The organism is Sphingomonas glacialis (assembly GCF_006439055.1).
GTDB classification, from domain to species: Bacteria; Pseudomonadota; Alphaproteobacteria; order Sphingomonadales; family Sphingomonadaceae; genus Sphingomonas; species Sphingomonas glacialis_A.
Genome location: NZ_RCZC01000010.1, coordinates 137,262 through 148,481 on the forward strand (window position 1 = coordinate 137,262; position 11,220 = coordinate 148,481).

Genomic DNA, 11,220 nt, shown 5'->3' on the forward strand with positions numbered 1-11,220 from the left:
TAATTACCCTGCGTCTCGCGGCCGAACCGACGCATCTCCATCTCGTCGATCAACGCTGACGTAGCGGGCTGACCGCAGTGACAGGAATAAGGGCATTCATCGTATGACCCCTCCTAGTGGAGCCACGATGGTCCGCCTGACGCCTGGAGCGCTCAACCGCCCTGCAACGCTCGTCTTTTACCTCAACCGCGCCACACACGCCCTCCCGCGCAGCGGGTTCGTGCTTCCACCCGAGCGCGCCCTGGACGTGGCGGCGCATGCTAGCGAGCCACCTCACACGACGTCGAACCTCGGCGATGCGACTGCGATCGCCAACACGACAATGATAGCGCCTTGGTAGTCGGAGTTTTACCGACGAAGCTGCTACAACATTCGTGCCCGCTCGATCCGGGAACGTGCCGCGGATGTAAGGCGCCTGATACCAAAGAAACGCGCCACGGCGGCGGGATCGAAGTCAGAGTCAGCCGCGCGAAGCTCCTCAACGGAAATTTCTTCGATCTGGCGAATGTCGCGGTCAGCCGCTGGAGCCCTTGCAAGCGTACTTTTGCTTTTAGCTTCCTCTGTTTGCCAGACGAAGCCTTGATCTGCGGTGTCCCGCGAGACGTAATGTTCACGTTCGGCGATTGCCATGACCCTGTCTCGGATCAAGCGGCCAGACCGCTGGAAGCCGTGCGCGCGGGCGATCCGCTGAACCAACAGCGACTCCGCTATCGGAGCTTCCTGCTCCATGACCTTCCTCACCATAGAGCTCAGAATGGGATCATAAGACGAATCATAAAACGATGCCGGGTCGATCGTCGAACCGAACTGAGATGCGTCAGTCACCGTGTAGGGCCGCGACATGGGCGCCATGTAGCTCGTTATCAGCGGCTCGTAAGCAGGCTGCTGCACTTCGACGGGCTGCATGGTCCCGGCAAGAGCCTCGGCGCGAGCCTCCATCGAGAGCGGTTCAGGTGTGATTTCAGGTTTTTCTTCGGCGCCGACAGCATCAGCCGGGCTGGAATCGACGGGTTGATCCGCCACAACGATAAGAGGATTAGGTGCCAGATTCTGGGCCGCGGCGACCGCTTCTGGTTCTTGCCGCTCCCGCACCGCCAACCGGTCCTCTTCGAGGCGTTGCTGGATAATACCGTGAAGCTTGTCCGTCGCCCGCTCCTTGTCGATCCACCAATCGGTCGACCATACGCGAGCAAGCTTCCAGCCGAGGCTCTCCAAAATGGAGGAACGCACCTTGTCGCGGTCGCGCGCCGTCGCAGCGCTATGGTACGTCGCACCGTCGCACTCAATGCCGATCAGGAAGTCCCCGGGGCGGTCTGGATGGACGATACCCAGATCGATCCTGAACTTCGATACGCCGACTTGCGGCACGACGTTCCAGCCACGGCGCTGAAGCGCAAAGGTGACCGCCTCCTCAAACGGTGAGTCAGCCCCACCCAACGAACCCTTCACGGCCTCGGCAAGCGCGCGTGGACCTCGGTCAGCGAATTCGATAAAGTGCTTGAGATCGGCGATCGCGCGCTGGCTCGTGCGCGTGAGGTCGATCATGCCCGGCTCGAACGAGGTGAACACCTTCATCTCGGTCCGCGCCCTCGTGACGGCGACGTTTAGGCGGCGCCATCCGCCTTCCCGGTTCAGTTTACCGAAGTCCATCGACATCGTCTTTCCACCGGGTTCGGTGGGTCCGAACCCAATTCCGAGAAGAATGAGATCACGCTCGTCGCCTTGGGCGGTCTCAAGATTTCGCACGACGACGGGTTCGAGCAACTCTTCGCTGAAATACGGTTCGATCTCGGGATGGGCGCGGCGGGCCTTGTCGAGGAGATCCTCAGTGAGCCGCATCTGCTCGGCGTTCATCGTGATGATGCCGATGGTCAGGCGTCGCCCTGCGGGATCGACGAAGCTCGGATCGCGGAGCCTGGCAACCGCTGTATCAACGATGGCTTGTGCCTCTATCGGGTTCGTACGCCCTGCCCCGCGTGCGTAGACGCCGTCCACCTTCTGCCAGGATACCGCACTCGAGCGCGTGACCGGTGCGGGGAAGGTCACGAGCTTACCGTCATAGTAGCGATGGTTCGAGAAGGTGATCAGGCTCTCATGCTTGCTGCGATAGTGCCAATCGAGACTGTGCTGGGGCACGCCGGCTCCGAGACACTCATCGAGGATGCTGTCCATGTCGGATTCGGTATCGTCGTCGGAAGAAACCGACGACGCGCCGCGGGCAAAGTCGTTGCTCGGCGGCATCTGACGTGGATCGCCGGCGATGACGACCTGCTTGCCGCGCGCCATCGCCCCGATCGCGTCCCATGGAGTGATCTGCGACGCCTCATCGAAGATCACGAGATCGAACAGCGCCTGGTCGGCTGGAAGATATTGGGCGATCGACAGCGGACTCATCAGCATGCACGGCGCGAGCCTGGTGAAGGCGTCCCCCATGTCGGCGGCGAGCTGACGGATTGGCTTGTGCGCACGCTGCAGCTGAAGCTGATGCTTCAGCACGCCGTAGCCGTCCTTTTTGCCGACGTCGGCGCGATCCGGGATCAATCCACACAGCTTCGCCCGTATGTAGCGGACGGACAATTCGCTCATCCGATCCTCGACCAGCCGGAAGCGGCTGATGCGATCCTCCTGCTCGCCGGCCATGAAGTGCGTCAGCAGCGGCTCCTGATCGATCCGAGAGGATGCGAACCAACGAGCATATCCGACCTCGAACGATGATAGGGAGTTCAGTGGGTCGATTGCGCCGCCCTCAAGACCCTCCACCAAAGGTTTCAGGCAAGCCCTGATCGCCTCATCGCGAACGCGCCGCCAGCTCGTCCAGGCATGCAGGCGACGCGCGTTCGCGGTAACGGCCGCCGCGCCGCGCTTGAGCGTCTCGAAATCGCCCGCGGGTGCTGATTCCGCCAGCATATGGAAGCGATCCGCCGTCGCTGCGAGCGCCGACAGCGCGTGATCCAGGCGGCCGACGCACCCCGCTATCCCACCGCTCGGTTCGAGCAGCTCGTTGGCATCGACCACGAGCCCTGAGACCGCGCGCCGCAGCTCGATGAGCGCGTCCGGTCCATGCGCCTCCGTCGCGATCGCCGATCTGAGGTGTTCGCCCATGAGGATGGCGCGCTCGACCTCGGCGGGATCCGACGACAACCCTGCCCAGCCTGGGATTCCGCCGACCCTGACCGCCAATGCGTCGATCCGGTGGAGCAATGCCCGCATTGAATCCAGGCGGGAGAGGTCGAGTTCCACATCTAGCGGCTCCGAAGCGCCGCCGACCTGTGCGAGGTTCCTTGCAACGCGTCTCTTCGCCAATGTCGCGAAGAACCAGAACCTTCCTTCGGCGACCTTGCACGCCGCCCTCGTCGCTTCAATATCGACCCTCCGAGCCGCCTCAGGCGCGTAGGTGCTCGAAAGCCCCTGCTCCTGGCGTCGGTATTCCTCGATCAAGCGCAGGCCTTCACGAGCTGCGCCGACACGGTCGGCGACATCGGGCGCGAACGCGAAGCGGAAGTCCCGCCCGTGCATCTGGAGGAGCGTCCGGGTGAAGGATGCGAAGCGGGCGGCGCCCTGTCTGTCCGCAATCGCCATCGGCAGGCCGGTCGCCTTCTGCACACCGGCGAGCGCGGCCACCAGCGCCTCCAGCTCCACCGGCACCTTCGCCGCGGCCTCGACAATCGCCTCCTGCCAGCCGTTCGTCCATTCCGTGCGGGCAACCTCGCTTAGCTCCGGCGGAAGGCCCTCCACCTCGCGGCGCGCGAGCCCCAGACGACGTGCAACGTCGCGCAGGTTCGTCATGGCTTGGGTGTCGTGAATCTCCGTATCGAACGAAAACCGCGGGGTGGTTTCGCCTCCGTCGCGAACGGTTCGTCCAATGGCGCGGTGGAGGGTCCAGCCGTTCGGCTCCTGCCGGTGCAGCAGCTTCACGATTTCGTTCAAGCCGTCACGAAGCCGGCGGGCCTGCGCGGCCTCGACAGCCCACTCGTCCTCCGTCAGCGCGTCGCGGGTCGCCCATGCTCGGTCCAGCTGCTTCAGGACCGCGGTCTTCGTGGCCTTGGCGGAGTGGAGCTCGAGGCAGAAGGGGGCGAGGCCCTTGTCGCTCAATCGACGATGCACGACGTCGAGCGCCGCCTTCTTCTCCGCGACGAAGAGAACACGGCGGCCAAGCGCCAAATTGTGAGCGATGATGTTGGCGATCGTCTGGGATTTGCCCGTGCCCGGCGGGCCATCCAGCACATAGTCGAGACCACGCGCCGAGGCGACGACCGCCGCCAGCTGCGAACTGTCGGCGGGAAGCGGCGTGAAGAGCGTTGATGGATCGACCTCGGCATCCAGGTTCTCGGGTTTGGGAAAAGCGCCCTTTCCTTTCACGACGCTGCCGTCGCGCTCGATCAGATGCCGGACCAGCGGGCTTTCCTTCAGGCGATCAGCCCGGTCCACCAAGTCCTTCCACATCAGATATTTGGCGAACGAGAACGTGCCGAGCACGACGTCGGGAACGACCTCGAACCCCGACATGTCACGAACCGCGGCCCGCACCGTGCGCCAGACACCAGCCACATCGACGCCGCTGTGATCCGTCGGCAGTTCGCCATCCAACCCGGGAATGGACAGTTCAAAGTCCTGTCGCAGCAACTCCAAGAGGGTCAGGTTGAAGCGCGGCTCGTCCTCGTGTCGGGTCATCAACACGCCGGAGAGAGCGCTCTTCCGCTCCAGCCGGACGGGCAACAGGATCAGCGGCGCTCGGTACACCTTCTCCTCGGTCGCGGACTTCTTCCACTTCAGGAAACCCAAGCCGAGATAGAGCGTGTTCGCACCGCCTTCCTCGAGATCGCTCTTCGCCTTGCGAAACAGCTCGATCAGTCCGGCGTCCAGCTTGTCCTTGCCCAGTGGCGACAAGGCTTCGCCACGGGCCAGAGCCGCCTTTGCCACTTCCTCTCGCAGGTTCGTCTGCGTCTGCTGTTCGTACAGGCGCTCGTCGCGCCCGCCAGCGTCGAGATCCGGCATCGGCACGACGCGGACCTTCTTGCCCGACGACAGCAAATCTTCCAGCCCACCCGGGTCGGGACAGATGAGCTTCAACACCTTGGCGCTGTCCGGCACATGCAGGAGGCGATTGCTGGTGGTCAGATTGAGCAGCTTGCGTTGCCACTGCCGGATCCGATCGCCAGGCGTATCAGCCTCTTCGGCGATCTCCACGTCGAACGCCGGCAGCGATGGGGCGGCCTCGAGCGCTTCCGATATCGGGGCGGTTTGCGGTCCGTCCGGGCTTCGAACGCCCGACGCTACTCCGAGCGGTCTGATCCGCTGCATGCGGGCGCGACGCACGTCGATCGCCATCTCGAACTGGGCTTCGGCACCTTCGTCGATCTGACGCCGTGCTGCCACCATCGCTTGGCTGAAACTCGCAGCTGGCTTGTTGGTGGCGAGAGTGGTCTCGAAGAGAAGAAGATCGTCGAGATCGAAGCGCCGCCGAAGCGCCGCCGCCTCGTCGGTGAGTAGGTTCGCGAACTCGACCGGCTGCAGCCACACGCCAGCGAACGCATGACCGCTGGTCATGACGACCAGCGGGTTGAGCCCGGCCTGTTCGAGCGCCGCCGCGAACAGGAGCGCGGTGTCGAGACACGTCGCCACCCCGCCTTCGAGAACGGCTCCGGGCGTCCGAACCTTCTGACCGACGAGCTCAAAGCTCGCAGGTGGAAGCGCGTAGGAAATCCGAAGCCCCGCGATCGCCGACCAGATCGCCGACGCCAATTCCCACACCCGCTCGCGCTTGCCGCTGGTATAACCGTCGAGGCCGTCGGGTTTGCCGGCACGACGAAGAACATCCGACGCCGCCTTGAGCACGTGGTCAACGGCGGGGTCGTTCGGCATCACAAACGCTGGGAGGAGTTCCGCCATGGAGCCCAGACCGCCCCATTCGTTGTGCGCCAAAAGCTCCACCTCGTGCCGGGTGACCGCCAGCTCTTGCCCAGCCGCGTCGTAAAGCGTGAGCGAAACCGTGCTCCTCACGCATTCGTTCAGCTCGCGCAACAGGGCTGCGTTGAGCGCGACGTCCCGGTCCGTGATCGGAAGATCGTCACCTGGGGATATGCGGTCGATCAGCCAGGTTTTTGGACTGACGAACCCGGGGTCCGAGGTCAGCACGAGGCGGAGATCCTCCAGCGGGGCTTCGCCGGCGTGACGCACCGTTATCTCACGCAGCACCGGCACCGCATTCTGATGCGAGGCGAACCCGATCTTGGCCGCCACGGTTGCATCGATCTTCAACGTCATGTGCAAATCATCCAGAAACCCGTGGCGTCAGCGTGACCGCTAACCGTAAGCATTTGGCCAAGCGACGAGATCGCCGACGAGGAAGGTAGGCGGTTCGTCCGTGTCGGCAGGCTGAAATCGCGCGCGGCGAGCGGATGACTCAAAATCCGGCGCCGCCAGACTTCGGCATCGTCGAACTCGGATCAGCACCGCTCATTGATGCGAGATACCATGACCAATGGAGCTGCGAATGATCACTCATCTGCGCGCTCAGCACCCCTAGGAAACCGCCTTCGTACGTGCCGAACGCCGGGGTGCCGTCGAGTTTGGTTATGTGCTGGGGAAGTGTTCGGATGGTGTAGACCGGGTTCTGGAACGACCGCTCCTCGCCGATTGTCTTGAACTGGGTGCCGTCTAGAAGGAAGCGCCCCGTCCCCTTGTACGCCAATTCGACATTCGTGAACGACTGCGCCTTGAGCGCCTCGGCTACCTCGAAGAGATTGCGGTCGACATCGGCCATGCTCGCATTGCGGTCGACGCGCCACAGGTCGACGACAGCCGTCGTGGGATCGATCAGCCACCGACGATAGGCGACCATCGTTATACCGCTCTCGTGTTGCCGAGCGAGCGCCACTGGAATCGTGAGAATGCCGTTATAGACCGCAAGCGCAGCCACGATCGCGCCGGCTATCAGCGCCACCCTTCGGTTCAGCACTTTAGTGGTCCCACTTCAGGCCGCGCACATCGAACTCGAACTGCGGATTGCCGGCCTCATAAAGCGTCTTCTCGATGACGACCTTTTTCGCCTTCTTGAGCTTCGCGATGAACGACTTCGCCCCTTCGACGAAGATCGTTTCGCTACTGTGATCGGCAGGTCCCGCGAAGCGGATCCGCTGTGCAGGCCCACCATCGAAGCTGACGGTGCCACTGCATCCTTCGTAGGACGGGCACATCATCTGCCCCGAACTGATCGTCAGCACCACATTGGTCCCGTCCGACCGGGATTTGCGGACGGCCATGCCCATGCTCGTATCGGAGTCGTAGGGTGGGTTCTGGTGGATGGTGTTGGTGCTGGTGGTACGCGCGTAATAGGTCGTGCTCCCGCGCACCTTGTCCTCCGTCGTGGAGTACGCCCAAGGACCGTCAGCGGCACCGGTCGGCTTACCTGCGCCTTCATCAACGGCGGACGCAGCGTTGTCGATGTTGTCGGCAATCATATCGGCGTTCGCCATAATGTTTGCCGCTTCGCTCGTGCCCACAGACGGCGACGATTGCTTTGCCAGTGAGCCGATGATGGCGAGAACCACAAATACGGCGAGGATCGTCCAGAAAATTCGTCCTGGCCCTACTTTTTGCTTGGCCTTGGCTTCGACCGCCGGCGAGGGGTCGAGAGGCCCAATCCGACGGGTGCGCCCCGTTTGAACGGTCTCGGTCCCAGCTACCTTTTGCAGCGCGCCACAATGCCGGCAAAACTTGGAATCGTCGTCAATCTGCTGCCCGCATTGGTCGCAATACATCAAATCCCCCCGGATTGCCTTGAATGATCAGGGCGGCTCGCCCGTCGCAGCTGAAATATCGCGTTGTGCTGGATCAATTTTCCAGCAATCAACACCATCACCGAGACCGAGGGGGGCGTCAACAATGTCATTCCGAAGTTGCTTGGCCCTGGCGATGACGGCGCTGATTGTACCTTCCCTGTCCGCGCCGGCGGCGGCACGAAGCTGGCCGACCACCGCGGGCTGGGAGGTTTTCGAAGGCGACGACTTTTGCGGCCTGGCTCTCGACTATGAAGGCAAAGGCGAAACCCGGCTCACGGTCGCCAAAATGACCGATGGCAGCGCGGCGATGGCCGTCACGAACTACGGCTGGTCGGCCAAGAAAGGGGAGATCTACGACCTCGAATTCCACGTTGGCACTCAAGCATTCCGCGGGGGCAAATCAGTCGGGACGGGCGAGAGTTACGAGCGCCGAGGCTTCGTGACGAAATTCGGCGCCGATTTCTTTCCTGCGTTCGCGAGCGCGTCGAGCCTCAAAGTCTACAAGGGCGATACATTGGTCGACAGCCTGCGCCTTCAAGGTTCGGGCGCCGCGCTGCGCGTGGTCGATCAGTGCGTCGGCAACCTTCGCGCGGTGAAAGCCTCGCAGGAACGCGAAAGGCAGCGGTTCGCCAGCATTCCCGACGATCCCTTTGCGACCGGCAGACACACGGCAGGCGACGCTTCGAAGGCGAGTCCAGCGCGTGGCAACCCGGCGGACTGGATTTCAACCGACGACTATCCCGCCGACGCGCTCGCGGCCGAAGCCGAGGGGAATGTGCGGGTGAAATACACCATCAACGCGTCCGGCCGCATCGAAAGTTGTACGATTGTCGCATCGAGCGGCAACGCCTCGCTTGATAGGGCGACCTGCAGCGCCCTCACCCGTCGCGGCCGATATACTCCCGCGCGTGGCGTCGATGGATCCTCCATGCCGGCCACTACGGAGTTTTCATTCGACTGGAAGATGCCGAAGTAACGAAAGTTGCCCCGTGAACGAGAGGCCGACTACGGCGAGCGCAGCCCAAAAGCAGACAGGCCGTTTTCCACCCGAATCACCCCGAGAGCAGCCCGTCCGCGCATCGCCAGAATCATGCCTAAAGAAGTCGATCGTCCCACTTAAGAGTGCCATGCCAACGCAGTGGTCTGGACGACGCCACCACCCGGCTTGCTTCCGAGGCTTCCGGAGAACCGCCGATCTCACGTATTTCTACGACGCTCGCGTTCGATTGCGTTGCCGCCAGTGTCCAATCCTACCCGCAGACCGCAGGTTCTACGATGTGGAAGGAGCCTCCAAGGTTTGTCCGATAGACTGATAGAGCGGTATCACGTCGATCAGAGGCTCATAGGATTTGCAAGATGGCTAAGTCAGACGATAGCAAACCGATGCCGTGCAACGACGACGATCGCGTCGACGGCGGGCCGGATCCGCGCTTGCTAGAGCTTGTAACACTACTAGCCCAATCGTCAGCACGGCGTTATTATGCAGAAAAGATGCGGGACTATGTGGAGACCCGCCCCTGATCTGGAGCATGCGCCATGAAGGTTGCCCTCTACGCTCGCTACTCGAGCGACAATCAGCGCGATGCGTCGATTCACGACCAGTTTCAGGTGTGCCGTGCCTTTGCGGAGAAGCAAGGCTGGCAGGTCGTTGAAGAATATTCGGATCACGCCGTCTCAGGCGCCTCACTGCTGCGCCCTGGAATTCAGGCGCTGATCACGGACGCCACGCGGGGTCGATTTCAGTGCGTGCTCGCCGAGGCGATGGATCGCCTCTCGCGGGATCAGGAGGACATCGCCGGGCTGTTCAAGCGGATGGTCTATGGCAATGTGAAGATCGTCACCTTGGCCGAGGGCGAGGTTTCGCATCTGCACATCGGCCTCAAGGGTACGATGAACGCGTTGTTCGTGAAGGATCTGGCCGACAAGACCCACCGCGGCCTTCGCGGGAGGGTCGAGCAGGGCAAGTCCGGCGGCGGCAACGCCTATGGTTATGCTGTGGTGCGGAGTGTGGATTCTGAGGGGGACGTCGGTCGCGGCGATCGAAAGATCAAGCCGGACGAGAGCGCTGTTGTTCAGCGCATCTTTCGCGAGTTCGCTGGCGGTAAGTCAGCAAAGAAGATTGCGGGAGACCTGAACCGGGATGGCATCCCCGGCCCCTCGGGCGGCGCCTGGGGATTCAGCACGATCCTCGGCAACAGCAAGCGCGGCACCGGCATCCTCAACAACGAATTATATACCGGTCGCCTCGTCTGGAACCGGCAACGATACATCAAGGATCCTGAGACCGGCCGGCGGCAGGCCCGGCCGAACCCGCCCGAGGAATGGATCACCCATAATGTGCCGGCGCTTCGCATTGTTGAAGCCGCATTATGGGACGCCGCCAAGGGCCGTCAGGCCCAAACGCAGCTGAGCGCCTCTCCAGGCTGCGTTATGGCCACGTTCCGCGATCGCGCAAGGGCGCGATATCTTCTTTCCGGCCTGACAAAGTGCGGAGTCTGCGGTGGAGGTTACTCGCAAATTTCGTCGACCTCGGTGGGATGCTCGACGGCACGCAACAAGGGCACGTGCAACAATCGGGTGAACATCCGTCGTGACGTGCTCGAAACCCGCGTGTTGAGTGCGCTTCGCGACCGGCTGATGGAGCCCGCGCTGTTCAAGCGGTTCTGCGACGAATTCACGCGGGAGACGAACCGCCTTCGGATGGAAGGGCGTGCCAAGATTGATGCGATGAATGCGGAGATTTCTCGGATCAATAAGGACCTCGATATGCTGGTCGAACTGATCCTGAGGGGCGGCAACGGCGAAACGTTAAGCGCCAAAATGCTCAAACTGGAAGATCGTCGGCGCTTCCTAAACCAGGAACTGGCAATCGCGGTTGAGCCGCCGCCGTTGCTGCATCCGGAAATGGCGACGCATTACCGCCAGGAACTCGACAAGCTTTACGAGGCCCTCGAGCAAAGTGACGATATCGTACGGCTACGTGCGTCGGAAGTGCTGCGTTCGCTAATGGAGAGCGTCGTGCTGACGCCGGACGATGGCGAGCTGACGATCGACTTGAAAGGCGATTTAGCGAGCATCCTTCACATCGCCGCAAACGCAAAAAAGCCCGCTGTTTACACAGCGGGAGATTCGCAATTTGAGTTGGTTGCGGGGACAGGATTTGAACCTGTGACCTTCAGGTTATGAGCCTGACGAGCTACCGGGCTGCTCCACCCCGCGACGAGGTGTTGGTTTTGCTCGCGAGAGCGAGCGGGGTGTTAGATGACATGTAAATGGGTTCTGATGAGAGACACGAACGTTTTGTGTTCACCGGCTTCAATGCCTGGCGACGACCTACTCTTCCATCGCTTAAGCGATAGTACCATCGGCGCAGTCAGGTTTCACGGCCGAGTTCGGGATGGGATCGGGTGGGGCACTGACGCTATAGCCACCAAGCAAT

The 11,220-nt window shown here is 62.2% G+C and carries 5 protein-coding genes, 1 tRNA gene and 1 rRNA gene; 2 read left to right on the forward strand and 5 right to left on the reverse strand.

Going from position 1 to position 11,220, the window contains the following annotated elements; translation table 11 throughout:
• Nucleotides 1-363: 363 nt before the first annotated feature.
• The 3 genes from EAH76_RS22050 to EAH76_RS22060 form a co-directional block, all read right to left on the reverse strand.
• On the reverse strand, nucleotides 364-6,264 hold the full coding sequence (locus EAH76_RS22050) for a DUF3320 domain-containing protein (RefSeq protein WP_140852413.1): 5,901 nt from the start codon (nucleotides 6,262-6,264) through the stop codon (nucleotides 364-366).
• Nucleotides 6,265-6,403: 139 nt separating this feature from the next.
• Nucleotides 6,404-6,958 (reverse strand): hypothetical protein, encoded by a 555-nt coding sequence (locus EAH76_RS22055; RefSeq protein ID WP_161989125.1) that lies wholly within the window; start codon nucleotides 6,956-6,958, stop codon nucleotides 6,404-6,406.
• Between the two features lies 1 nt (nucleotide 6,959).
• Nucleotides 6,960-7,760, reverse strand: a complete 801-nt coding sequence (locus EAH76_RS22060) for a zinc-ribbon domain-containing protein (RefSeq protein WP_140852415.1) — start codon at nucleotides 7,758-7,760, stop codon at nucleotides 6,960-6,962.
• 154 nt (nucleotides 7,761-7,914) lie between these two features.
• Between EAH76_RS22060 and EAH76_RS22065 the strand changes: the two genes are divergently transcribed.
• Together EAH76_RS22065 and EAH76_RS22070 are read left to right on the forward strand one after the other, a co-directional pair.
• A complete protein-coding gene (locus EAH76_RS22065; RefSeq protein WP_241659843.1) occupies nucleotides 7,915-8,757 on the forward strand; it encodes an energy transducer TonB in 843 nt (280 codons plus the stop codon).
• Nucleotides 8,758-9,317: 560 nt separating this feature from the next.
• A complete protein-coding gene (locus EAH76_RS22070; RefSeq protein WP_140852428.1) occupies nucleotides 9,318-10,967 on the forward strand; it encodes a recombinase family protein in 1,650 nt (549 codons plus the stop codon).
• Here the strand turns inward: EAH76_RS22070 and EAH76_RS22075 are convergent.
• Both EAH76_RS22075 and rrf read right to left on the reverse strand, forming a co-directional pair.
• Nucleotides 10,924-11,000: transfer RNA gene (locus tag EAH76_RS22075), tRNA-Met, on the reverse strand. The two genes, EAH76_RS22070 and EAH76_RS22075, sit on opposite strands and share 44 nt — an antisense overlap.
• A gap of 101 nt (nucleotides 11,001-11,101) precedes the next feature.
• A 5S ribosomal RNA gene (gene rrf, locus EAH76_RS22080) occupies nucleotides 11,102-11,216 on the reverse strand.
• Nucleotides 11,217-11,220 lie beyond the last annotated feature (4 nt).

Coding starts and splice junctions, on each gene's coding strand:
- EAH76_RS22060 (WP_140852415.1), bottom strand. CDS start 7,760: ATGTATTGCGACCAATGCGGGCAGCAGATTGACGACGATTCCAAGTTT.
- EAH76_RS22050 (WP_140852413.1), bottom strand. CDS start 6,264: ATGACGTTGAAGATCGATGCAACCGTGGCGGCCAAGATCGGGTTCGCC.
- EAH76_RS22070 (WP_140852428.1), top strand. CDS start 9,318: ATGAAGGTTGCCCTCTACGCTCGCTACTCGAGCGACAATCAGCGCGAT.
- EAH76_RS22065 (WP_241659843.1), top strand. CDS start 7,915: ATGACGGCGCTGATTGTACCTTCCCTGTCCGCGCCGGCGGCGGCACGA.